This is a genomic window from Pseudomonas sp. GD03858 (genome assembly GCF_029840925.1).
Lineage (GTDB): Bacteria > Pseudomonadota > Gammaproteobacteria > Pseudomonadales > Pseudomonadaceae > Aquipseudomonas.
The window spans coordinates 1-22,529 of record NZ_JAOCDM010000029.1 but is presented as its reverse complement, the minus strand read 5'-3'; the positions used below and the strand labels follow the sequence as shown (position 1 = coordinate 22,529).

The 22,529-nt window shown below is 65.4% G+C and carries 22 protein-coding genes; 12 read left to right on the top strand and 10 right to left on the bottom strand.

The window, feature by feature from the left end; all coding sequences use genetic code 11:
- Window positions 1-74 precede the first annotated feature (74 nt).
- Window positions 75-866, bottom strand: a complete 792-nt coding sequence (locus tag N5D48_RS10625; RefSeq protein WP_279883889.1) for a dienelactone hydrolase family protein — start codon at window positions 864-866, stop codon at window positions 75-77.
- A gap of 123 nt (window positions 867-989) precedes the next feature.
- On the opposite strand from N5D48_RS10625, the gene N5D48_RS10620 reads away from it, so the two are divergent.
- The 4 genes from N5D48_RS10620 (at window position 990) to N5D48_RS10605 (ending at window position 5,460) form a co-directional block, all read left to right on the top strand.
- The gene (locus tag N5D48_RS10620) at window positions 990-1,595 is read left to right on the top strand and encodes a hypothetical protein (protein ID WP_279883888.1); all 606 of its coding nucleotides are present in this window, start codon (window positions 990-992) and stop codon (window positions 1,593-1,595) included.
- 110 nt (window positions 1,596-1,705) lie between these two features.
- Entirely contained in the window at window positions 1,706-2,383 is a 678-nt protein-coding gene (locus tag N5D48_RS10615) for a response regulator (RefSeq protein ID WP_279883887.1), read from the top strand.
- Entirely contained in the window at window positions 2,380-3,720 is a 1,341-nt protein-coding gene (locus N5D48_RS10610) for an ATP-binding protein (protein WP_279883886.1), read from the top strand. The genes N5D48_RS10615 and N5D48_RS10610 overlap by 4 nt, the downstream gene beginning before the upstream one ends.
- Window positions 3,721-4,137: 417 nt before the next feature.
- The gene (locus N5D48_RS10605; RefSeq protein ID WP_279883885.1) at window positions 4,138-5,460 is read left to right on the top strand and encodes a dicarboxylate/amino acid:cation symporter; all 1,323 of its coding nucleotides are present in this window, start codon (window positions 4,138-4,140) and stop codon (window positions 5,458-5,460) included.
- Window positions 5,461-5,579: 119 nt separating this feature from the next.
- Here N5D48_RS10605 and N5D48_RS10600 read toward each other — a convergent pair whose 3' ends face one another.
- Together N5D48_RS10600 and N5D48_RS10595 are read right to left on the bottom strand one after the other, a co-directional pair.
- Window positions 5,580-6,074: a SprT family zinc-dependent metalloprotease gene (locus N5D48_RS10600; RefSeq protein ID WP_279883884.1), complete on the bottom strand. Its 495-nt coding sequence runs from the start codon at window positions 6,072-6,074 to the stop codon at window positions 5,580-5,582.
- 140 nt (window positions 6,075-6,214) lie between these two features.
- Window positions 6,215-6,814 (bottom strand): Yip1 family protein, encoded by a 600-nt coding sequence (locus tag N5D48_RS10595; protein WP_279883883.1) that lies wholly within the window; start codon window positions 6,812-6,814, stop codon window positions 6,215-6,217.
- A 265-nt stretch (window positions 6,815-7,079) separates the two neighbouring features.
- Between N5D48_RS10595 and ttcA the strand changes: the two genes are divergently transcribed.
- Window positions 7,080-7,904 (top strand): tRNA 2-thiocytidine(32) synthetase TtcA, encoded by an 825-nt coding sequence (ttcA, locus tag N5D48_RS10590; RefSeq protein WP_011532643.1) that lies wholly within the window; start codon window positions 7,080-7,082, stop codon window positions 7,902-7,904.
- A 4-nt stretch (window positions 7,905-7,908) separates the two neighbouring features.
- The gene (locus tag N5D48_RS10585; protein ID WP_279883882.1) at window positions 7,909-8,580 is read left to right on the top strand and encodes a DNA-3-methyladenine glycosylase I; all 672 of its coding nucleotides are present in this window, start codon (window positions 7,909-7,911) and stop codon (window positions 8,578-8,580) included.
- A gap of 116 nt (window positions 8,581-8,696) precedes the next feature.
- Here N5D48_RS10585 and N5D48_RS10580 read toward each other — a convergent pair whose 3' ends face one another.
- The 3 genes from N5D48_RS10580 to arsC are packed head-to-tail and all read right to left on the bottom strand — an operon-like array spanning window position 8,697 to window position 10,058.
- A complete protein-coding gene (locus N5D48_RS10580; protein ID WP_279883880.1) occupies window positions 8,697-9,110 on the bottom strand; it encodes a DUF2069 domain-containing protein in 414 nt (137 codons plus the stop codon).
- Window positions 9,103-9,708 carry an NAD(P)H:quinone oxidoreductase gene (wrbA, locus tag N5D48_RS10575; protein ID WP_279883878.1) on the bottom strand — a complete coding sequence of 202 codons (606 nt, stop codon included), beginning with the start codon at window positions 9,706-9,708 and terminating at the stop codon, window positions 9,103-9,105. The genes N5D48_RS10580 and wrbA overlap by 8 nt, the downstream gene beginning before the upstream one ends.
- Window positions 9,705-10,058 (bottom strand): arsenate reductase (glutaredoxin), encoded by a 354-nt coding sequence (gene arsC / locus N5D48_RS10570; RefSeq protein ID WP_279883876.1) that lies wholly within the window; start codon window positions 10,056-10,058, stop codon window positions 9,705-9,707. Before arsC ends, wrbA begins: the two co-directional genes overlap by 4 nt.
- 86 nt (window positions 10,059-10,144) lie before the next feature.
- Here arsC and N5D48_RS10565 point away from each other — a divergent pair, with 86 nt between their 5' ends.
- Entirely contained in the window at window positions 10,145-10,609 is a 465-nt protein-coding gene (locus N5D48_RS10565; RefSeq protein WP_279883874.1) for a TlpA disulfide reductase family protein, read from the top strand.
- Window positions 10,610-10,770: 161 nt separating this feature from the next.
- Here the strand turns inward: N5D48_RS10565 and N5D48_RS10560 are convergent, their stop codons facing one another.
- The 4 genes from N5D48_RS10560 to N5D48_RS10545 all read right to left on the bottom strand — a co-directional run bounded on the left by N5D48_RS10560 (window position 10,771) and on the right by N5D48_RS10545 (window position 15,492).
- Window positions 10,771-11,175 (bottom strand): META domain-containing protein, encoded by a 405-nt coding sequence (locus tag N5D48_RS10560; protein ID WP_279883872.1) that lies wholly within the window; start codon window positions 11,173-11,175, stop codon window positions 10,771-10,773.
- On the bottom strand, window positions 11,176-11,610 hold the full coding sequence (locus N5D48_RS10555) for a hypothetical protein (RefSeq protein ID WP_279883871.1): 435 nt from the start codon (window positions 11,608-11,610) through the stop codon (window positions 11,176-11,178).
- 31 nt (window positions 11,611-11,641) lie between these two features.
- Entirely contained in the window at window positions 11,642-12,631 is a 990-nt protein-coding gene (locus tag N5D48_RS10550) for a 2-hydroxyacid dehydrogenase (RefSeq protein WP_279883869.1), read from the bottom strand.
- A gap of 104 nt (window positions 12,632-12,735) precedes the next feature.
- Entirely contained in the window at window positions 12,736-15,492 is a 2,757-nt protein-coding gene (locus tag N5D48_RS10545) for a response regulator (protein ID WP_279883867.1), read from the bottom strand.
- A gap of 213 nt (window positions 15,493-15,705) precedes the next feature.
- Between N5D48_RS10545 and N5D48_RS10540 the strand changes: the two genes are divergently transcribed.
- From N5D48_RS10540 to relA, 5 genes are all read left to right on the top strand, one after another.
- On the top strand, window positions 15,706-16,422 hold the full coding sequence (locus N5D48_RS10540) for a response regulator transcription factor (protein WP_279883865.1): 717 nt from the start codon (window positions 15,706-15,708) through the stop codon (window positions 16,420-16,422).
- Window positions 16,423-16,425: 3 nt separating this feature from the next.
- Window positions 16,426-17,796, top strand: a complete 1,371-nt coding sequence (locus tag N5D48_RS10535) for a sensor histidine kinase (protein ID WP_279883863.1) — start codon at window positions 16,426-16,428, stop codon at window positions 17,794-17,796.
- 144 nt (window positions 17,797-17,940) lie between these two features.
- Complete coding sequence (gene cysM / locus N5D48_RS10530) at window positions 17,941-18,840, top strand: cysteine synthase CysM (protein WP_279883860.1); 900 nt, start codon at window positions 17,941-17,943, stop codon at window positions 18,838-18,840.
- Window positions 18,840-20,198 carry a 23S rRNA (uracil(1939)-C(5))-methyltransferase RlmD gene (gene rlmD, locus N5D48_RS10525; RefSeq protein WP_279883858.1) on the top strand — a complete coding sequence of 453 codons (1,359 nt, stop codon included), beginning with the start codon at window positions 18,840-18,842 and terminating at the stop codon, window positions 20,196-20,198. Before cysM ends, rlmD begins: the two co-directional genes overlap by 1 nt.
- Before the next feature lie 98 nt (window positions 20,199-20,296).
- Window positions 20,297-22,529 (top strand): GTP diphosphokinase (gene relA / locus N5D48_RS10520; RefSeq protein WP_279883856.1); only part of this gene is annotated, 2,233 nt, incomplete at its 3' end.

The following is a 22,529-nucleotide window of genomic DNA, read 5'->3' as shown; positions in this document are numbered from 1 at the left end:
TCCTACAGAAGAACGCGTACCCCTGTAGGAGCGGCCTTGTGTCGCGAAAGGGCTGCGCAGCAGCCCCAAAATCTTCAGTCAAACGCCGTCTTCAAGAACGCCTGCATATCCTTCCAGGAACTCTCATCAGCCGCCTTGTCATACCCGATATCCGGCCCGCCATGCCCGCCATGCCCCAACCGATCCGCATCCGGGTTGGTAAACCCATGCTTGGCCCCCGGAATCCCGACGAACTTGTAGTCCGCCTTGGCCGCATCCATCTCCGCCTTGAATGCCGCCACCTGCTCCGGGGTGACCATGCTGTCGGCCTCGCCGTGCTCCACCAGGATCTTCGCCCGGATCACCCCAGGCTTGGCCGGTGTCTGGGTCGCCAGCGCGCCATGGAAGCTCACCACGCCATCGAGCTTCACGCCCCGGCGCGCCGCATCCAGCACCACCTTGCCGCCAAAGCAGTAGCCGATGGCCGCTAGCTGGTGCTTGTTGGTATTGGGCTGGATCTTCAACAGCTCAAGCCCGGCATCGAAGCGCCGGGCGGCCGCCGCCGGGTCCTTCATCGCCGCCGCCATGAACGCCTGGGCGTCGGCGGGGTGCTCGGTGTTCTTGCCGTCGCCGTACATGTCGATGGCCAGGGCGTTGAAGCCCAGTGCCGCGAGGTCGCGAGCGCGGCGCTTGGCGTAGTCGTTCAGGCCCCACCATTCATGCACCACCACCACGCCCGGACGCTTGCCCTCGATGGCGTCGTCGTAGGCGTAGTAGCCGACCAGGCGGTTGCCGTCGGCATCCTGATAGGGAATCTCGCGGGTCTGCACCGCCGCCTGGGCAAGGCTGGCGCTGCACAACAAGGCCAGGGCAAGCAGGGTACGCATGGTCGAGCTCCTTCTTCGGTTCGTTCAGCCAAGGTTCAGGCCGGGTTCAGCGGGGGTTCAGGGCGCCCTCCCTACTCTAGCCCCCAGACAGCAACAACGCATCCAACCCGGAGTACCTGAACCATGAAAACGCTCAACACCCTGATCGCCGCCATGGCGGTTTGCGCCGCCGGCCTCACCAGCGTTGCCCAGGCCGATGACAACTTCGCCAGCCTGACCTACGGCCAGACCAGCGACAAAGTCCGCAAGTCCGGCCTGCTGCAGCGCAACACCGACGGCCTGAACGCCGACGGCATCATCGGCAAGGACAGCACCTGGGGCGCGCGCCTGGGCAGGATCAACGATCAGGGCCGCTACTACCTGACCTACGACAACGTCTCGGGCGACCATGGCGGCGTCAAGCTGCGCCAGGAGAACCTCCTCGGCAGCTACGACCTGTTCCTGCCGGTGGGCGATACCACCAAACTGTTCGGTGGCGGCAGCCTGGGCATGACCAAGCTGACCCAGGACTCGCCAGGCGCCAGCCGCGATACTGACTACGGTTACGCTGTCGGTCTGCAGGCCGGCGTGATCCAGGAAGTGACCGACAACGCCTCGGTGGAGCTGGGCTACCGTTACCTGCGCAGCAACGCCGCCACCGAGATCGGCGCCCACGGCGGGCCGAAGGACGGTACCCTGCGCCTGACCAGCAGCGCGCAGACCTACCTGGCGGCTACCTACAAGTTCTGAGGTCGCTGTTATCCTGTACCGGCCTCATCGCGGGGAGTGCATGACTCGTGGGAGCGGGCTTGCCCCGCGATGAGGCCGGTACAGGCATTCCCTATTGAAAGGAGATCCACATGAAATTGCTGGTGGTCGAGGACGAGGCGCTGCTGCGTCATCACCTGTTCACCCGCCTCGGCGAGGGCGGCCATGTGGTGCAGGCGGTGGCCAACGCGGAAGAAGCCTTGTACCAGGCCGAGCAGTACAACCACGACCTGGCGGTGATCGACCTGGGTCTGCCGGGCATGAGCGGGCTGGATTTGATCCGCCAGTTGCGCAGCCTCGGCCAGACTTTCCCGATCCTCATCCTCACCGCCCGCGGCAACTGGCAGGACAAGGTCGAGGGCCTGGCCGCCGGCGCCGACGACTACGTGGTCAAGCCGTTCCAGTTCGAGGAACTGGAAGCCCGCCTGAACGCCTTGCTGCGCCGCTCCAGCGGCTTCACCCAGTCGACCATCGCCGCCGGCCCGCTGGTGCTTGACCTCAACCGCAAGCAGGCGACCCTGGACGAGCAACCGCTGGCGCTGACCGCCTACGAATACCGCATCCTCGAGTACCTCATGCGTCATCACCAGCAGGTGGTGGCCAAGGACCGGCTGATGGAGCAGTTGTACCCGGATGACGAGGAGCGCGACCCGAACGTCATCGAGGTGCTGATCGGCCGTTTGCGCCGCAAGCTCGAGGGCGACAACGGCTTCAAGCCGATCGACACCGTGCGCGGGCTGGGCTACCTGTTCACCGAGCGCTGCCGATGATCCGTTCGCTGCGGGTGCGGCTGATGCTGGCCGCGGCGTTGCTGGCGCTGCTGTTCATGCTGGCGTTGCTGCCGGCGTTGCAGAAGGCCTTCAGCCTGGCGCTGCAGGAGTCGATCGAGCAGCGCCTGGCCTCGGACGTGACCACTCTTATTTCCGCGGCGCGGGTCGAGCGTGGCCAGTTGCAGATGCCTGCACTGCTGCCGGACGAGCGCTACAACCTGCCCTACACCGGCCTGCTCGGCTACATCTTCGACCGCCAGGGCAAGCTGGTCTGGCAGTCGCGGGCCACGCGCAATCGCAATATCAACTATCACCCGCGCTATGACGGGCGCGGCAATGAGTTTGCGCGCATCCACCAGGACGACGGCGAGGAATTCTTCGTCTACGACGTCGAGGTCAAGCTGCTCGGTGGCAAGAGCGCGGCGTTCAGCATCGTCGCCCTGCAGCCGGTGCGCGAGTACCAGGACACCCTTAACGGCCTGCGCGAGAAGCTCTACTTCGGCTTCGGCGCGGCATTGCTGGCGCTGATGGTGCTGCTCTGGGCCGGCCTGACCTGGGGGTTGCGCTCGCTGCGCCGGCTCAGTTCCGAACTCGACGAAGTGGAAAGCGGGGCGCGGGACGGGCTCAGTCGCGAGCACCCGCGTGAACTGCTGCGCCTGACCGGCTCGCTTAACCGCCTGCTGCGCAGCGAGCGCGAGCAGCGCCAGCGCTATCGTGACTCGTTGGATGATCTTGCGCATAGCCTCAAGACCCCGCTTGCGGTGCTGCAGGGGGTGGGCGAAAGCATGGAGCAGGGTGATCGAGAGCAGGCGCGGGTGCTGCAGAGCCAGATCGAGCGCATGAGCCAGCAGATCGACTATCAGCTGCAACGCGCCAGCCTGCGCAAGAGCGGCCTGGTGCGCCACCAGGTCGAGCTCAGGCCGTTGCTCGACAGCCTGTGCAGCACCCTGGCCAAGGTCTATCGCGACAAGCGCGTGGAGGTCGACCTCGCCATCCCGGCCCTGGCGCGGGTGCCGATGGAGCAGGGCGCGTTGCTGGAGCTCTTGGGCAACCTGCTGGAAAACGCCTACCGGCTATGCCTGGGGCAAGTGCGGGTGAGCCTGCATCAGTCGCCGGGGCTGCTGGAGCTGTGCGTCGAGGACGATGGGCCGGGCGTGCCGCCGGATCAACGCGAACGGATTCTCGAGCGCGGCGAGCGGCTGGACCGCCAGCACCCAGGGCAGGGGATCGGGCTGGCGGTGGTCAAGGACATCATCGACAGCTATGACGCCGAGCTGAGCCTGGGCGATTCGCCGTTGGGCGGGGCTGCGTTCCGTATCGCTTTCCGACTCGATTGATTCTGCCTTTCCAGTGCGGGGGCGGTGCGTGGGAGCGGGCTAGCCCCGCGATACCGGCGAAGCCGCTGCCATCCGGCGCGGTCCTCATCGCAGGGCAAGCCCGCTCCCACCGACCCTCCCACTGAACACCTCTGAGGCGGATTCCCGCCAACCTGCCCTGTACGATTTCCGCCATCGGGCGGAAATCCGCCATTTTCTGCCGGCATTTTCGCCCCGTCCCGGGGCATTCACACCCTGTAATCATTGGCTGCGCACCTCAAACGGGCACTTTGGCATCGCCCTTGCTATTCAGCTGGCAGAGGCCTGCCCAGGCACTCGCACACAACGACAAATCCCTCCGGGTACAGGAGGGTTCGCGATTCAGGTGCCCCGACATCCTGGGAAGGATGCGCCGGCCCACTTGAGGAAAAACTAGCCATGACGACTCGTCAGCCGCTGTACAAATCGCTGTATGTCCAGGTGATCGTCGCCATCACCATCGGTATCCTGCTCGGCCACTACTACCCGGAAACCGGCGTAGCCCTCAAACCCCTGGGTGACGGCTTCGTCAAGCTGATCAAGATGGTCATCGCCCCGATCATCTTCTGCACCGTGGTCAGCGGCATCGCCGGCATGCAGAGCATGAAGTCGGTCGGCAAGACCGGCGGTTACGCGCTGCTGTACTTCGAGATCGTCTCCACCATCGCCCTGATCATCGGCCTGGTCGTGGTCAACGTGGTCCAGCCCGGCGCCGGCATGCACGTCGACGTCAGCACCCTGAACGCCAGCAGCGTGGCCGCCTACGCCGCCGCTGGTGCACAGCAGACCACCGTCGGCTTCCTGCTCAACGTCATCCCCAACACCGTGGTTGGCGCCTTCGCCAACGGCGACATCCTGCAAGTGCTGATGTTCTCGGTGCTGTTCGGCTTCGCCCTGCACCGCCTGGGCAGCTACGGCAAGCCGGTGCTGGACCTGATCGACCGCTTCGCCCATGTCATGTTCAACATCATCAACATGATCATGAAGCTGGCCCCGATCGGCGCCTTCGGCGCCATGGCTTTCACCATCGGCCAGTACGGCGTGGGTTCGCTGGTGCAGCTGGGCTACCTGATGGCCTGCTTCTACATCACCTGCATCCTGTTCATCCTGGTGGTGCTGGGCGGTATCTGCCGTGCCCACGGCTTCAGCGTGCTCAAGCTGATCCGCTACATCCGTGAAGAGCTGCTGATCGTGCTCGGCACCTCGTCCTCGGAGTCGGCCCTGCCACGCATGCTGGCCAAGATGGAGCGCCTGGGCGCGAAGAAATCCGTGGTCGGCCTGGTGATCCCGACAGGCTACTCGTTCAACCTGGACGGCACCTCGATCTACCTGACCATGGCCGCGGTGTTCATCGCCCAGGCCACCGACACCACCATGGACATTACCCACCAGATCACCCTGCTGCTGGTGCTGCTGGTGGCTTCCAAAGGTGCTGCCGGCGTCACCGGTTCGGGCTTCATCGTGCTGGCCGCGACCCTGTCGGCCGTCGGTCATCTGCCGGTGGCGGGCCTGGCACTGATCCTGGGTATCGACCGCTTCATGTCCGAGGCCCGCGCCCTGACCAACCTGATCGGCAACGCCGTGGCCACCGTGGTCGTGGCCAAGTGGGTCAAGGAGCTGGACACCGACACCCTACAGGCGGAGCTGGCGTCCGGCGGCTCGCCGCTGATCGACACCCGTCCGACCGACGACCTGGGCGTGGCCGAAGGCCCGGCGCGTTGATCGCGGTATGAAATGAAAAAGGCGACCCTCGGGTCGCCTTTTTTTGTGTCACTTGCACAATGCCCCGGGGGGACGCCTACCGCCCCTGTAGGAGCATGTATGAGCTTCGCAGCCGGCATCTACTCGACGCGGGTTTCGCCGCTGTACACCAGAATCTCCCGACACCGCCGGCACAGATACCGCCGCCCCTGGCGCACCAGTTTGTGCCGCTGGGCGGTGAACGGAAAGTCGCTCTGCGGGCACGGGCAGCGATAGATGTAGCGCGTCGCCACCCGCCGCTGCACTTCATAGTTGTGGCAACGGTTCGGCGGCAGCTCGTATACCCCGCGCATGATCAGCTGCCACTCCTCGCCATGGGCCTGGATGCGGTCACCGAACAATTGGTGGGCCACCAGATGAGCGACCTCGTGAGCCACGGTCTGGCGCAGGAAGTCTTCCTGGTTCTCGCGGTACAGCTGCAGGTTGAAGCGCAGCAGGTTCTCGTGCAGGTGGGCGACACCGGCTTTCTGTCCGCGCAGCTTGAAGCTGACTTGCGGGCGCGGGAAGGTGCGTTTGAAGAAGGTTTCGGCTTGCTGGTAACAGGTTTCGACGCGTTGTCTGAGCAGCTCGGGCATGGCGGGGTGGTTCTCCTGACCGGGCATTATGCCGCAGGCGAGGGCCGGCTGCCGAGCCGCCGGTCAGGCGCACGAAACGAAGCCGCCTTGCGGCGGCCTCGGGTGATGCCCCAGTGTTGGTTGGATCTGATAGGTATGCGTCAGTTGGTATAGACGGGCCCCACGCCCAGTCCCCAGATGATCACGGTCGAGGCCATGATCGCCACCAGTACCACCAGGCCCACCGCCAGCACCGAGCTGGAGAACAGGAAGCCTTCATCCGACGGTATGTTCATGAAGGTCGGCAAGCCGACATACAGCAGGTACACCGTGTAGCAGATCGCCGCCGTGCCGATCAGCATGCCCAGCCACAGGTGCGGGTACAGCGCCGCGAGACCGCCGATGAACAGCGGGGTGGCGGTGTAGGTGGCGAACGCGATGCACTGCGCCATGCTCGGGTTGGCGTCGTAGGTGCGCGCCATCCAGTGGATGAAGGCGCCCATCACCGCGACCCCGGCGAGCATCGCCAGGTACGACATGATGCTCATCCACAGTGCGCTTTCCATGGTCAGCATCACCGCTGGCCGGTCGCCGATCACCCAGCCGACCTGGGTGGTGCCGATGAACGCCGAGACGGCGGGGATCGCCGCCAGGATCAGCGTATGGGTCAGGTACATGTGGCTGATGCTTTCTTCCTCGCCACGGATCTCCCGCCACTCCTGGTCAGGGTGGGTGAACAGCCCAACAACGTGATGAATCATACTGGTCACTCCTATCGTCGTTGCCAAACGCCCCCCAGATGGAGCGCCTGTGGCCCGAGGCCAGGAAACACCGATCATTACGGCAATGTGGCCTTATGTCGCAGTATAGGAAGTCGTTCCCGGCATAAAACCTGCTTTTTAGAGCAAATCGCGCTGTCAGGCCCGGTACTGATTCCCTTGAAGTCTTTATCGGAATGTCCTACTGCACCGTGCGCTTTGTGCGTAAAATAGTCGGCTTTTGTCACACCTCGCGGATCCAAGCGCTATGGGCACCCTCTCGGTCAACCAGAACAAACTGCAAAAACGCCTGCGTCGTCTCGCCGGCGAAGCCATCACCGACTACAACATGATCGAGGATGGCGACAAGGTCATGGTCTGCCTGTCCGGCGGCAAGGACAGCTACACCATGCTCGACGTTCTGTTGCACCTGCAGAAGGTGGCGCCGATCAAGTTCGACATCGTCGCGGTGAACATGGACCAGAAGCAGCCGGGCTTCCCCGAGCACGTGCTGCCGGCTTACCTGAAAGAGCTGGGCGTCGAGTACCACATCGTCGAGAAGGACACCTACTCGGTGGTCAAGGAACTGGTGCCCGAGGGCAAGACCACCTGTTCGCTGTGCTCGCGCCTGCGTCGCGGTACCCTGTACACCTTCGCCGACGAGATCGGCGCGACCAAGATGGCCCTGGGTCACCACCGCGACGACATCGTCGAGACCTTCTTCCTCAACATGTTCTTCAACGGCGCGCTCAAGGGCATGCCGCCGAAGCTGCGCGCCGACGATGGCCGCAACGTGGTGATCCGCCCGCTGGCCTACTGCAGCGAGAAGGACATCCAGGCCTACTCGGACATGAAGGAATTCCCGATCATCCCGTGCAACCTGTGCGGTTCGCAGGAAAACCTGCAGCGCCAGGTGGTCAAGGACATGCTGGTGGAGTGGGAGCGCAAGCACCCGGGCCGTACCGAGAGCATCTTCCGCGCCCTGCAGAACGTCGCGCCGTCGCAGCTGGCCGATCGCAACCTGTTCGACTTCACCAGCCTGAAGATCGACGAGAGCGCCACCCCGCGTTTCCTCGACGTGCTGAACATCTGAGCCCATGCGCGACTACCAGTGGTTGCACGAGTACTGCCTGAACCGCTTCGGCTCGGCCCAGGCGCTGGAAGCCTTCCTGCCGCAGCCGCGCACGCCCGCGCAGCTGCGCGACATCCCTGACGACCGCTACCTGTCGACCCTGGCCCTGCGCGTGTTCCGCGCCGGGCTCAAGCACAGCCTGGTGGACGCCAAGTGGCCGGCGTTCGAGCAGGTGTTCTTCGGTTTCGACCCGCAGAAGGTGGTGCTGATGGGCGCCGAGCACCTGGAGCGGCTGATGCACGACGAGCGCATCATCCGCCACCTGGGCAAGCTCAAGAGCGTGCCGCGCAATGCGCAGATGATCCTCGACATGGCGAAGGAGAAGGGCAGTTTCGGCGCGTTCATCGCCGACTGGCCAGAGACCGACATCGTCGGGCTGTGGAAGTACCTGGCCAAGCATGGCAACCAGTTGGGCGGGTTGTCGGCGCCGCGGTTCCTGCGCATGGTCGGCAAGGATACCTTCATTCCTACCGATGACATGGCGGCGGCGCTAATCGCGCAGAAGATCATCGACAAGCCGCCGACCAGCCAGCGCGACCTGGCGCTGGTGCAGCAGGCGTTCAATCAGTGGCATGCAGAGAGCGGCCGGCCGCTATGCCAGTTGTCGGTGATGCTGGCGCATACCGTCAACCACTGAGATCGCCGGGGCCGCCGTGCGGCCCATTCGCGACACAAGGCCGCTCCTACAGGAGTACGCGTACCCCTGTAGGAGCGGCCTTGTGTCGCGAAAGGGCTGCAGAGCAGCCCCGGAAATTAACGCCCTTCACCCGCCAGGCGCCGCTCCAGCTGGAACTTCCAGCGCACATACAGCAACCCGCTGACGAACAACCCCAGGCTCACCAGCACCTCGACCCAGCCGAACAGCGCCCGCGCCGGATCGAACGCCGCCAGCACGCCCTTGATGAAGTAGATGTTCACCACGAAGCAGGTCCAGGCATGCGCCCGGGCACTGCCCATCAGCATGCCCGGCAGCACCAGCAGCAGGGGGATCAGCTCGATGGCCATGATCACCTCGACCCGCGCCCCGTGCAGGTCGGCGAACCACAGGTTGTTCACCACCAGCAGGGTGATTAGGCCGAACAGGCAGGCCAGGCTCAGGGCGCGGGTGATCCGTACCCGCGGTGCCAGCCAGTCCAGTGGCGGCAATACCTTCGGCTGCCTAGCCACGTTCGCCACCCAGTGCCTTGGCGGTATTGGCCAGGCGTTGGCCGAGCGCGCGGCACAGGGTGATCTCGTGCGGGTCCAGCTCGCGCTTGCCGTCGGCGCCGGCATGGTGGCTGGCGCCGTACGGCGTACCGCCGCCACGGGTCTCCAGCAGCGCCGATTCGCTGTAGGGCAGGCCGGTCACCAGCATGCCGTGGTGCATCAGCGGCAGCAGCATCGACAGCAGGGTGGTTTCCTGGCCGCCGTGCAGGCTGGCGGTGGAGGTGAATACCGCCGCCGGTTTGCCCACCAGCTCACCGCCCAGCCACAGGCTGCTGGTGCCGTCGAGGAAGTACTTCAGCGGCGCGGCCATGTTGCCGAAGCGAGTCGGGCTGCCCATCGCCAGGCCCGCGCAGTGGTGCAGGTCGTCGAGGGTGGCGTACAGCGCGCCGCTGGCCGGGATGTCCGGGGCCACGGCCTCGCACTCGGTGGAGATCGCCGGCACGGTGCGCAGGCGCGCCTCCAGGCCGGCCAGCTCGACGCCGCGGGCGATGTGCCGGGCCATCTCGCTGGTCGAGCCGTGGCGGCTGTAGTACAGCACCAGGATGTAGGGTTCGCTCACGGCAGGATCTCCAGGACCTTCTCCGGTGGGCGGCCGACCACAGCCTTGCTACCGGCGACCAGGATCGGGCGTTCGATCAGCTTGGGATGTTCGACCATGGCCTTGATCAGCTGGGCGTCGCTCAGGGCCGGGTTGACCAGGTCGAGGGCCTTGTATTCGTCTTCGCCGGTGCGCAGCAGCTGGCGTGCGCCGATGCCCAGCTTGCCAAGCAGTTGCTCGAGGGTGGCGGCGTCCGGCGGGGTCTCGAGGTAGCGCACGATGGTCGGCGCCAGGCCGCGCGCCTCAAGCAGTTCCAGGGCGCCGCGGGATTTCGAGCAGCGCGGGTTATGATAGAGGGTCAGTTCGGTCATGACGGGTCGCATCCAGCAGGGTGTGGCGGCTATTCTAACCGCAGCGACCGACTTCAATGCTTGAAAACTTCGAGAAGGATTGACCCATGGCAAGGCGTTTGGCAGCTGCACTGGCCATCACCGCGAGCCTGTTGCTCGGCGGCTGCGGTGCGGATTACGGCGTGGACCAGCACGGCAATACGGTTAAGGCCGAACAGATCGACGGCCACTGGCTGGTGCTCAACTACTGGGCCGAATGGTGCGGCCCATGCCGCACGGAAATCCCCGAGCTCAACGCTGCGGCCAAGCAGTGGGAAGCCCAGGGCATCAAGGTGGTGGGGGTGAACTTCGACGGTCTGCAGGGCGCCGACCTCAAGGCCGCCTCCGATACCCTGGGGATCGGCTTCACGGTGCTGGCGCAGGATCCGGCCGAGCGCTACGAGCTGCCGCGCAGCGAGGCGCTGCCGGTGACCTACATCATCGACGACAAGGGCAAGGTGCGTGAGCAACTGATGGGCGAGCAGACGCTTGAAGGGCTGCAGGCGAAGATCAAGGCGCTCAAGGGCGCCTGAAAGCAGCTGCAAGCTTCGAGCTGCAAGCTGCAAGCTGCAAGCTGCAAGCTGCAAGCTGCAAGCTACAAGCTACAAGCTACAAGCTACAAGCAAAAGCGCAGGCACCGCGATTTGCTCTTTCTTGCGGCTTGCGGCTTGCGGCTTGCAGCTCGAAGCTTCTGTCAGCCTTCCTCGGCCCAGAAGCGCAACGGCTTGCCCTCGGCCGGCCAGAAGCGGATCTGCTCGATCGGCGACTCGTCCCAGCGCTGCACCGTCTCCAGCGCCTGCAGAAAGCGCCGTTCCTGATCCATCAATGCCGGCGCGCACAGCTTGCGGGTCTTGCCGACCTTGCCGAAGCTGATGCGCTCGCCGTCCAGGGTATAGGGCGCGAACCAGTGGTTGCAGCCGCCATTGCCGTAGGCACGGCCATCGCTGGCCAGGGTCAGGGTCAGGTGGCTGTAATCGATCAGCGGACGCTCGCCGATCCACTCCAGCCGATAGCTCTGCTCCTGCTGCAGTTTCGAGGGTGGCGCGGCACAGCCCAGCAGGCCGCTGGCGATCAGCACGCCGGTCAGCAGATGTTTCACTCAGCCACGCTCCCGGCACTGTGGGCATACATGCCGGTCGCCCTTGCTGGCCCAGCCCAGTTCCTGGATGCGGGCGCTGGCAGCGGGGGCCTGGCCCTTCTTGCCGAGCTTGGCATCGTTGGCGAACTCGAAGTCCAGCACCGCGTCACAGCTGTCGCACTTGACCTGCCAGTTGAGGATTTCCAGTTCGTTGAACACCGGGCCCTGGGCCACGGCGACCCACTGGCCGTGTGGGTTGATCAGGTGACGCACGGTCTCGACGGTCAGGCGCATGGACAAGTCCTTGCTGCCTTTGAGGGTGACCAGCAGCACATCGCCTCTCTGGATCGAGCCGCCGTTGCCGGTGACCTGGTAGCGGCCCGGTACCAGCGCGCGGCACTCGATCAGCGTGTGTTGCGGGTTGAAAAGGGTGTAGCGGAAATCGTGTTCGACCATGGGTCCTCCAAAATTGCCGCGTATCCTAGCATCAACCGTTTACAAGATTCTGCGCATTGCCTGCCGCCCAGCGGTTGATGTTGTCCAGGGTGGTGCTGGCGATGGCATCCAGTGCCTCGCGGGTGAGGAACGCCTGGTGCGCGGTGACGATCACGTTGGGGAAGGTCAGCAGCCGCGCCAGTACATCGTCCTGCAGCGGCAGGTCGGAGCGGTCCTCGAAGAATAGCTGTGCTTCCTCCTCGTACACATCCAGCCCCAGATAACCCAGTTGGCCGCTCTTGAGCGCGTCGATCAGCGCAGGGGTATCGACCAGCGCGCCACGGCCGGTGTTGATCAGCATGGCGCCGGGCTGCAGTTGGGCCAGGCTGCGCGCGTTGATCAGGTGTTTCGTCGCTTCGCTCAGTGGGCAATGCAGGCTGAGGATCCTGGACTCGCGGAGCAATTCGGGCAACTCCAGATAGCGGGCGCCGAGCGCGAGCAGTTCGGGGTTGGGGTAGGGGTCGTAGGCCAGCAGTTGGCAGCCGAAACCGGCCATGATGCGGGCGAACGCCGCGCCGATCTGGCCGGTGCCGACCACGCCGACGGTCTTGCCGTGCAGGTCGAAGCCGGTCAGCCCGTGCAGGGTGAAGTCGCCTTCGCGGGTGCGGTTGTAGGCCCGGGGCAGGCGGCGGTTGAGGGCCAGGATCAGGGCCACGGCATGTTCCGCGACGGCGTGGGGTGAGTAGGCCGGCACGCGGGCCACGGTGAGGCCCAGGCGTTGCGCGGCGCTCAGGTCGACATGGTTGTAACCGGCCGAGCGCAGGGCGATCAGGCGGGTGCCGCCAGCGGCCAGGCGTTCGAGCACCGGGGCGTCCAGCTCGTCGTTGATGAAGGCGCAGACCACCTCGAAGCCCTGGGCCAGGGCCGCGGTGTCGAGGGTCAGTCTGGCCGCTTGGTAGTGCAGTTCCAGAGCGCCGCCGCTGGCGGCGCGGGCGAAGCTTTCCTGATCGTAGTGCTGGCTGCTGAACAACAGGACGCGCATGGCGGGGTTCCTCGGGCGGGAAGGCAGAGTTTAGCCAAGTGGGGTGCCGGGGGGATGACCTGTGTCGGCCTCTTCGCGGGTTTATCCGCGTAGAGGCCAGAATGTCATGCGCTCTGGCGCGCCTGTTCTGCCAGCCGTGCGATGGCCTGGTCCAGTTCGTCCAGCGCCTGCGCGGCCTGCGGGCTGTCCTGCTTGAGCAAGGTCTCGCTGCGCTGGCAGGCGGCGCGCAGCTGCGGCACGCCGCAATAGCGCGAGGCACCGTTGAGCCGGTGTACCCGCTCGATCATCGCGGTGCGGTCGGCGGCGTCGCGGGCGGCCTGGATCGCTTCGCGATCGGAGTCCAGCGAGGCGAGCAGCATGGTCAGCATGTCCGTCGCCAGGTCCGGCTTGCCCGCCGCCAGGCGCAGGCCTTCTTCCGGGTCGAGCACCTTCAGTTCGCTGCTGTCCGGCAGGCGCTCGATGGCCCGCTCCTGTTGCGGCGTGTCCAGGCTCAGGCCGGTCCATTTCATGACCACCTGGGCCAGCTGGCGCTCGCTGATCGGCTTGGTGAGGTAGTCGTCCATGCCACTGTGCAGCAGGGCGCGCTTCTCGTTGGCCATGGCGTGGGCGGTCAGGGCGACGATCGGCAGGGCCGGGCCGCTCTGGCTGGCCTCCCACTGGCGGATCTGTTCGGTGCAGGCGCGACCATCCATGCCAGGCATCTGCACGTCCATCAGCACCAGATCGAACGGCTCGTCCTGCACGATCTGGACGGCCGCATAGCCACTGTCCACCGCCAGTACCTCGGCGCCCATGTCTTCGAGCAGGGTCTGCACCAGCAGCAGGTTGGCCGGGTTGTCGTCGACACAGAGGATCTTCGGCACGCGCTGGCCGCTGTTGGCACGCCGCTCGCCCAGAGGGCGGCGCGGTTGCACCAGCTCCAGCAACAGGCGACGCAGCTTGCGCGTGCAGGTGGGCTTGGCCAGCAGCTGGCAGTTGGCGTTGGCCAGGTACGGATGGTACAGCGGCTGCTCGGTGGTCGGGCACAGCACCACGCACTGGCAGCCCAGGCGTTCGAGCTGCTGCAGGTAATGGTTGAGCTGCTCGGGCCCCAGGCTGCCCAGGTTGACGCCGAGCACGGCGAATTCGAAGGGCTGTCCGGCCAGGCTGGCGGCCTGCACGGCTTGCAACAGTTGCTCGCAGGATGAGAACAGGCTGACCGTCAGGCCGCAGTCCTCGAGCTGGTGCTCCAGGGCCTGGCGCGCCAGGTCGTGGCCGTCGACGATGGCCACCCGGCGATCGAGCAGCGCCTGCAGGGGTTGCTCGTCGACGTCGTCGTGGGCCTTGGGCAGGTTCAGGCTGATCCAGAACTGCGAACCTTCACCCGGCGTGCTGTCGACCCCGATCTCGCCGCCCATCTGCTCGATCAGGCGCTTGGAGATCACCAACCCCAGGCCGGTGCCGCCGGGCTGGCGCGACAGCGAGTTGTCGGCCTGGCTGAAGGCCTGGAACAAGGTGCGCACGTCCTGGGGTGAAAGGCCGATGCCGGTGTCCTGGACACTGATGCGCAGCTGCACGCAGTCGTCCTGCTCGTCCTCGAGCATGGCGCGCACCACGATCGTGCCTTCGCGGGTGAACTTGATGGCGTTGCTCACCAGGTTGGTGAGGATCTGCTTGAGCCGCAGCGGGTCGCCGACCAGCGACAGCGGGGTGTCTCGGTAGACCAGGCTGAGCAGCTCAAGCTGCTTGGCGTGGGCAGCCGGGGCGAGGATGGTCAGGGTGTCCTGGATCAGGTCGCGCAGGTTGAACGGAATGCTGTCGAGCACCAGCTTGCCGGCCTCGATCTTGGAGAAGTCGAGGATCTCGTTGATGATGCCCAGCAGGTTGTCGGCGGACTTCTCGATGGTGCCCAGGTAGTCGAGCTGGCGTGGGGTGAGCTCGCTTTTCTGCAGCAGATGGGTGAAACCGAGGATGCCGTTGAGCGGGGTACGGATCTCGTGGCTCATGTTGGCCAGGAATTCGGACTTGATGCGACTGGCTTCCAGGGCCTCCTTGCGCGCCATGTCCAGCTCGATGTTCTGGATCTCGATGGTTTCCAGGTTCTGGCGCACGTCCTCGGTGGCCTGGTCGATGCTGTGCTGTAGCTCCTCATGGGCGCTGTGCAGGGTTTCGGCCATGCGGTTGATGCCCGCGCCCAGCTCGTCCAGCTCGTGGCTGCCCATGGCCGGCAGGCGTTCCTCGAGGTTGCCGTCCTTGAGCTGGTTGACCGCGTGCTTGATGCGGTCGATCGGGTCGTTGATGGTGCGGCTCATGCGCAAGGCGAGCAGGGCGGTCAGGCTCAGGCAGGCGAAGATCAGCAGGAGGGTGGTGAACAGGTTGCGATAGCCGCGCAGCAGGGTGCCATCGTGCGACAGCTCGATCTCGACCCAGCCGAGCAGGCGTTCGGCCTCGGCGGGCACGGCGTCGGTGGCCAGGTCGCGGTGATGGCCAAACACCGGCATCAGGTAGCGGGTGGCATCGTTGCCGGTGCGCTGCAGCAGCTGCGTGCCGGTGCCGCCGCTGGGCGGCTGATTGAGCATGCTCGGGCCGGCGTGGGCCAGGCGCGAGCGGTCGGCGGCCAGGAACGCCACGGCACGCACGTCGGATTGCTCCAGTGCCTGCGCGGCGATGCGCTCCAGCTGTCCGGGCGCCTGGCGAGCGAGGGCCGGTGCCGCCAGTGGCGCCAGTTGTTCGGCGATCATCTTGCCGCGTTGCAGCAGCTGCGTGCGCAGCTCGTTCTGCTGCAACCAGGTGAAGTAGCTGCCCAGCACCAGCGCCATCAGGCTGGCGGGCAGCAATGCCAGCAGCAACACCCGGCTGCGGATTCCCAAACGATCGAGCACACCTGTCTCCTGTCATGTGCTTAAGGACGCGATTCGCGCTTCAGCCGGAACGTTACTCCGCGCCTGGTGGCATTGCACCCATTTGTTTGCCGGCGATACGCGACGTGTCGGCCTTGCCGGGCATTTTCCTACATCACGCCAGTCGGAGTTCGGTTGCCTTGTCCGGACTGCCTGTCCAATAATCGCGCAACTGAGAATTGATGGCAGTTGCCAATGAATCCCGTAGCTATCCACATCCCCAACATCCTCGCGATCGAGGACGATCCCGTGCTGGGCGCGTACCTGCATGAAGAGCTGCAACGGGGTGGCTTCCAGGTGACCTGGTGTCGCGATGGCCTGGAGGGCCTGGAGGTCGCCGGGCGACAAGTATTCGACCTGGTGTTGATGGACATCCTGCTGCCAGGTCTCAATGGCCTGGACGCGCTGGCCAGGCTGCGCCGGCACAGTGCCACGCCAGTGATCCTGATGTCGGCGCTGGGGGCCGAGGCGGACCGGATCTGTGGCTTCGAGCGTGGTGCCGACGATTATCTGCCCAAACCGTTCAGTTTCGCTGAACTGCGTGTGCGCATCGCGGCGATCCTGCGCCGGGTGGCCTTCGAACGGCGCGCGCTGATACCGAGCCAGGTGGACCCTGGCCAGTTGCATTTCGACGAGCAGGCCGCGGATGTAAGCCTCGCCGGGACATCGGCCGGGCTGACGCCAAGCGAGTACCGTCTGCTCGATATCCTTCACCGCAACTGCGATGAAGTGATGAGCAAGCCTTTCCTTTACCAGCAGGTCCTGCAGCGCGGCTACTCGCGCCATGATCGCAGCCTTGACATGCACGTCAGCCAGATCCGCCGCAAGCTCAAGGCCATCGGCTACCACGAACGGCAGATCCGCACCGTCTGGGGCAAGGGGTATGTGTGCGGCGCGGGCGAGGGTGACTGAACCGTGCTCGATCGCCACTCGCTGTTCTGGAAACTGACGATCCTGTTGGTGGGTTTCTGCCTGCTGATGATTGGCCTGAGTTACAGCTGGGGTCGTCATATGGAAAACCAGGACGCCTTCCTCTCTGAACCTGCCCGGCATGTCCTGCGTGGCTATGCCTCCGAGGCCGAGCAAGCCTGGCTACAGGGCGGACGTGAGGGCGTGGATGCCTGGTTGGTCGGGATGCGCACGCGCGAGCGAGGTTGGCTGGGTGTGCTGAACAGCAACCTGCAGCCCTTGGGCAGCGGCGAACTGACGGTCGAGCAGATCCAGCGTCTGACCCGCCTGCGCGGCGTCGACTGGCCCATGAGTCGGCGCAGCATCGGTCAGCCTTGGTTGCGTCTGCCGTTCCCTGGCTCACCGGAGCAGGGCATGCTGGTCATCGAGCTGCCCGAGCGCTTCAACCCCGGCCAATACCGACTGTTCTGGCGTGTGATGACCAATGGCATCATTCCGGGCCTGTTCACCTTGCTGCTGTGCGTCGGCCTCTATCGCATGCTGATCGTGCCGCTCAATCAACTGCGCGAGCAGGCCAATGCCTGGCGTGTCGACCAGCTGGCGGCGCGCCTGGATCCGCGCACGACCCAGCGCCATGACGAGCTCGGCGAGCTGGCCCGCGCCTTCGACCAGATGGCCGAGCGCCTGCAAGGCACGGTAGCGTTGCAGCAGCAGTTGCTGCGTGACCTGTCCCACGAGATGCGCACGCCCTTGAGCCGCTTGCGGGTGGCCTGTGATGGCGAGGCCGACCTGCCGCGCCTGCGTGAGCGCCTGCACCGGGAGGTGGACGGCATGCAACAGCTGGTGGAGAACACCTTGCAGTTGGCCTGGCAGGACGCCGAGCGTGCACCGATGAACCTCGAGCCGATCCAGCTATTGGCGCTGTGGGACATGCTCAGCGAGAACGCCTGCTACGAGAGCGGCTGGGCGGCGGACCGGCTGCGTTGCGAGCTGCCGGCCGACTGCTGGCTGCAAGGCAACCTCAATCACCTGGCCCAGGCACTGGAGAATATCCTGCGCAACGCCATCCGCCATTCGCCGGCCAATGGCACGGTCCGGCTGCGCGGACGGCGCGACGGCCCATACTGGCGCATCGACCTGGAGGACGAGGGCGGCGGGGTGCCCGAGGGCGATCTGGAGCGGATCTTCGCACCGTTCTCGCGACTGGACGGGTCGCGTCCGGGAGATGGCGGCTTCGGCCTCGGCCTGAGCATTGCCCGCAGCGCCATCGAGCGTCAGGGTGGGCGGGTGTGGGCGGTCAACGGAGCGGGCGGATTGCGGGTATGCATGCGCTTGGCGGTGTGCGAGCCTGACTGCAAGACGGCGTTATCTGTCTAGACGCGAGGCGGGGCCGGTGCCTGGCACCGCCAGGTATGCATTTCTTATAGCCACCCGCTATAACGTCCGACGATTGCGTGATATGGCCGCGCCGGGTTTGCCGGTATGATAGGCGCCCCTGCCGTCCGGATTGCGAACACGCCCATGACCCTGCAGTACCCTACCATCGCCGATTGCGTCGGCCACACGCCTCTGGTTCGCCTGCAGCGCCTTGCCGGGGACACCAGCAACACCCTGCTGCTCAAGCTCGAAGGCAACAATCCGGCGGGCTCGGTCAAGGATCGTCCCGCGCTGTCGATGATCGCCCGCGCCGAGCTGCGTGGCCAGATCAAACCGGGCGACACCCTGATCGAGGCCACCTCCGGCAATACCGGCATCGCCCTGGCCATGGCCGCGGCGATCAAGGGCTACAAGATGATCCTGATCATGCCGGACAACTCCACCGCCGAACGCAAGGCGGCGATGACCGCCTACGGCGCCGAGCTGATCCTGGTGACCAAGGAAGAGGGCATGGAAGGCGCGCGCGACCTCGCCGAAAAACTGCAGGCCGAAGGCCGTGGCCTGGTGCTCGACCAATTCGCCAATGGCGACAACCCGATCGCCCACTACAACAGCACCGGCCCGGAAATCTGGCAACAGACCCAGGGCACCATCACCCACTTCATCAGTTCCATGGGCACCACCGGCACCATCATGGGCTGCTCGCAGTACCTCAAGGAGCAGAACCCGGCGGTGCAGATCGTCGGCCTGCAGCCGATGGAAGGCTCGGCCATCCCCGGCATTCGCCGTTGGCCGCACGAGTACCTGCCGAAGATCTTCGACGCCAGCCGCGTCGACCGGGTGATGGACATGTCCCAGCAGGAGGCCGAGGACACCACGCGCCGCCTGGCCCGTGAAGAGGGGATCTTCTGTGGCGTTTCCTCCGGTGGCGCGGTGGCGGCGATGCTACGCCTGTCCCGTGAGGTCGAGAACGCGGTGATGGTCGCCATCATCTGCGATCGCGGCGACCGCTACCTGTCCACCGGCCTGTTCGACGCGACCTGATGTCCAGAAAGAAAAGCAACGGCGGCCTGCGCTTCCAGCCGGCCGGTGGCAACCGCGCCCCACAGGTACCCGTGGGCAAGAAGCAGCGCCTGCGGATCGAGCGCCTGGCCGGTGACGGCCGTGGCATCGCCTTCGTCGACGGGCGCACCTGGTTCGTCAGTGGTGCGCTTGGTGGCGAAGAGGTCGAGGCGCGGGTGCTCGGCGCACGCGGCAAGGTGGTCGATGCGCGACTGGAGCGCGTCTTCCAGCCCAGCCCGGAGCGTCGCGAGGCACCCTGCAGGCATTACGATCGCTGCGGCGGTTGCAACCTTCAGCACCTGCCCCACGAGGGCCAGCAGGCGCTCAAGCAACGCCTGCTGGCCGAGCAGTTGCAGCGTGTTGCCGGCCTGCAGCCGGACGAGTGGGCCGCGCCCTTGAGCGGGCCGGAATTCGGTTACCGGCGCCGGGCGCGAGTGGCGGTGCGCTGGGACGCCAAGGCGCGTCAACTGGAGGTCGGATTGCGTGCCGAGGCCAGCCAGGACATCGTCGCCGTCGACGACTGCCCGGTGCTGGTACAACCTTTGCAGAACATCATTCGCCACCTGCCTACCGTGTTGCGCAGTTTGAGCAAGCCGCAGGCGCTTGGGCATGTCGAGCTGTTCAGCGGCACTGCCGAGGCCGTGCTGGTGCGTCATGTGGCAGCGCTTCCAACTGAAGACCTGGCGCGTCTCGAGGCATTCTGCCGCGAAGCCGGCGCCCAGTTGTGGTTGCAGGGCGAGGGCGAGCCGGCGCCGCTGGATGCCACGGCGCAGCTGGGCTTTGCCCTGGAGCCGTGGGGGCTCGAATTGGCCTGGCGGCCGGGCGACTTCGTTCAGGTCAATGCCCAGGTCAACACGCTGATGATTCAACAGGCCCTGGCCTGGCTGGCGCCCCAGGCGCACGAGCGGGTGCTCGATCTGTTCTGCGGGCTGGGCAACTTTGCCCTGCCGCTGGCCCGGCAGGCCCGTGAAGTGGTGGCGGTAGAGGGCGTACAGGCGATGGTCGAGCGTGCCGAAGCCAACGCCCGGCACAACAATGTGCATAACGCACGGTTTTTTCAGGCCGATTTATCGCAGCCTTTGGCCGGCGCCGGATGGCTCGCCGAGGGCTTTTCTGCGGTACTCTTGGACCCACCGCGTGACGGGGCCTTCGAGGTGGTGCAAGGCATCGCCCGGCTCGGCGCGAAACGGTTGGTCTATGTATCGTGCAACCCGGCCACGCTGGCGCGAGACGCGCAGGTGCTGGCCGGGCAGGGGTACCGGTTAAAAAGGGCCGGGATTCTCGACATGTTTCCTCAGACGGCGCATGTCGAAGCCATGGCGTTATTCGAAGCGGGCTAGCCAGGCTGCCCCCTTGGTGCGGTGTTCAGGGAACGAAGGCCGTACACGTGATAGTCAGCGCCCCTTTGTGGTGCGCTGTATGGAAAGGTAAAGCAAAGATGGTACAGGTGAGAGTGCACCAGCCGGTCAACAACGACGGCAGTATCAATCTCGAAGCATGGCTCGATCATGTGGTGAGCGTCGATTCGCAGCTCGATCGACCGGCCTTGAAAGAGGCCTGCGAGTTCGCCCATGAGGTCGAAAAGAAGGGTAACCCGGCCAAGCATTCCTGGGCCGACGGTACATCCAGTTTCCAGGCGGGGCTGGAGATCGCCGAAATCCTCGCTGACCTCAAGCTCGACCAGGATTCTCTGGTGGCCGCCGTCATCTACCGGTCGGTACGTGAGGGCAAGGTGACGCTGGCCGAGGTCGGCCAGCGCTTTGGCCCGGTGGTGTCCAAGTTGATCGACGGTGTGCTGCGCATGGCCGCCATCAGCGCCAGTCTCAGCCCCCGGCAGTCACTGGTGCTGGGCTCCCAGGCGCAGGTCGAGAACCTGCGCAAGATGCTGGTGGCCATGGTCGACGACGTGCGCGTGGCGCTGATCAAGCTCGCCGAGCGTACCTGTGCCATCCGCGCGGTGAAGGCCGCCGATGACGAGAAACGCCTGCGCGTGGCTCGTGAGGTGTTCGACATCTATGCACCGCTGGCCCATCGCCTGGGCATCGGTCATATCAAGTGGGAGCTGGAAGACCTTTCGTTCCGCTACCTCGAACCCGACCAGTACAAGCAGATCGCCAAGCTGCTGCACGAACGTCGACTGGACCGCGAGCGCTTCATCAGCGACGTGATGAACCAGTTGCAGAACGAGCTGCTGGCCACCGGCGTGAAGGCCGACATCAGTGGTCGGGCGAAACACATCTACTCGATCTGGCGCAAGATGCAGCGCAAGGGCCTGGAGTTCAGCCAGATCTACGACGTGCGCGCGGTGCGCGTGCTGGTGCCGGAAGTGCGCGACTGCTACACCGCGCTGGGCATCGTGCATACCTTGTGGCGGCACATTCCGAAAGAGTTCGACGACTATATCGCCAACCCCAAGGAAAACGGCTATCGCTCGCTGCATACCGCGGTGATCGGGCCCGAGGGCAAGGTGCTGGAAGTGCAGATCCGCACCCACGCCATGCACGAGGAAGCCGAACTCGGCGTTTGCGCGCACTGGCGCTACAAGGGCACCGACGTCAAGTCCAGCTCCAACCACTACGAAGAGAAGATCTCCTGGCTGCGTCAGGTGCTCGAGTGGCACGAGGAGCTGGGCGATATCGGCGGCCTGGCCGAACAGCTGCGGGTCGATATCGAGCCTGACCGGGTCTACGTGTTCACCCCCGATGGGCATGCCATCGACCTGCCCAAGGGCGCCACGCCGCTTGACTTCGCCTACCGCGTGCACACCGAGATCGGCCACAACTGCCGTGGCGCCAAGATCAACGGGCGCATCGTGCCGCTGAACTACAGCCTGCAGACCGGCGAGCAGGTGGAGATCATCACCAGCAAGCACGGTAGCCCGAGCCGCGACTGGTTGAACTCCAACCTGGGCTATGTGACCACCTCGCGCGCCAGGGCCAAGATCGTCCACTGGTTCAAGCTGCAGGCCCGCGACCAGAACGTGGCCGCCGGCAAGACCCTGCTCGAACGCGAGCTGGCCCGCCTGGGGCTGCCGCAGGTGGACTTCGAGCGCCTGGCCGAGAAGGCCAACGTCAAGACCGCCGAGGACATGTTCGCCGCCCTCGGCGCCGGCGACCTGCGCCTGGCGCATATGGTCAACGCCGCCCAGCAACTGCTGGAGCCCGAGCGTCTGGAACCGGTCGAGCTGGTTCCGCGTCAGGCCCGAGGCATCCGTGCCGGCAAGCGCAACGATATCCAGATCCAGGGGGTCGGCAACCTGCTCACGCAGATGGCCGGTTGCTGCCAGCCGCTGCCGGGCGACGCCATCGTCGGCTATATCACCCAGGGCCGTGGCGTGAGCATTCACCGGCAGGACTGCGCCTCGGTGCTGCAGCTGGCGGGCAAGGAGCCGGAGCGCATGATCCAGGTCAGCTGGGGACCGATCCCGGTGCAGACCTACCCGGTCGATATCGTCATCCGTGCCTACGATCGGCCAGGGCTGCTGCGTGACGTGTCGCAGGTGCTGCTCAACGAGAAGATCAACGTGCTGGCGGTCAACACCCGCTCGAACAAGGAAGACAACACCGCGCTGATGTCGCTGACCATCGAGATTCCCGGGCTGGATGCCCTCGGGCGTCTGCTGGGGCGGATCTCGCAGTTGCCCAACATCATCGAGACGCGGCGTAATCGTA

Coding starts and splice junctions, on each gene's coding strand:
- N5D48_RS10625 (WP_279883889.1), bottom strand. CDS start 866: ATGCGTACCCTGCTTGCCCTGGCCTTGTTGTGCAGCGCCAGCCTTGCC.
- arsC (WP_279883876.1), bottom strand. CDS start 10,058: ATGACCGAACTGACCCTCTATCATAACCCGCGCTGCTCGAAATCCCGC.
- N5D48_RS10595 (WP_279883883.1), bottom strand. CDS start 6,814: ATGATTCATCACGTTGTTGGGCTGTTCACCCACCCTGACCAGGAGTGG.
- N5D48_RS10550 (WP_279883869.1), bottom strand. CDS start 12,631: ATGCGCGTCCTGTTGTTCAGCAGCCAGCACTACGATCAGGAAAGCTTC.
- N5D48_RS10610 (WP_279883886.1), top strand. CDS start 2,380: ATGATCCGTTCGCTGCGGGTGCGGCTGATGCTGGCCGCGGCGTTGCTG.
- N5D48_RS10555 (WP_279883871.1), bottom strand. CDS start 11,610: ATGGTCGAACACGATTTCCGCTACACCCTTTTCAACCCGCAACACACG.
- N5D48_RS10600 (WP_279883884.1), bottom strand. CDS start 6,074: ATGCCCGAGCTGCTCAGACAACGCGTCGAAACCTGTTACCAGCAAGCC.
- N5D48_RS10540 (WP_279883865.1), top strand. CDS start 15,706: ATGAATCCCGTAGCTATCCACATCCCCAACATCCTCGCGATCGAGGAC.
- N5D48_RS10620 (WP_279883888.1), top strand. CDS start 990: ATGAAAACGCTCAACACCCTGATCGCCGCCATGGCGGTTTGCGCCGCC.
- N5D48_RS10585 (WP_279883882.1), top strand. CDS start 7,909: ATGCGCGACTACCAGTGGTTGCACGAGTACTGCCTGAACCGCTTCGGC.
- rlmD (WP_279883858.1), top strand. CDS start 18,840: ATGTCCAGAAAGAAAAGCAACGGCGGCCTGCGCTTCCAGCCGGCCGGT.
- N5D48_RS10615 (WP_279883887.1), top strand. CDS start 1,706: ATGAAATTGCTGGTGGTCGAGGACGAGGCGCTGCTGCGTCATCACCTG.
- ttcA (WP_011532643.1), top strand. CDS start 7,080: ATGGGCACCCTCTCGGTCAACCAGAACAAACTGCAAAAACGCCTGCGT.
- cysM (WP_279883860.1), top strand. CDS start 17,941: ATGACCCTGCAGTACCCTACCATCGCCGATTGCGTCGGCCACACGCCT.
- N5D48_RS10605 (WP_279883885.1), top strand. CDS start 4,138: ATGACGACTCGTCAGCCGCTGTACAAATCGCTGTATGTCCAGGTGATC.
- N5D48_RS10565 (WP_279883874.1), top strand. CDS start 10,145: ATGGCAAGGCGTTTGGCAGCTGCACTGGCCATCACCGCGAGCCTGTTG.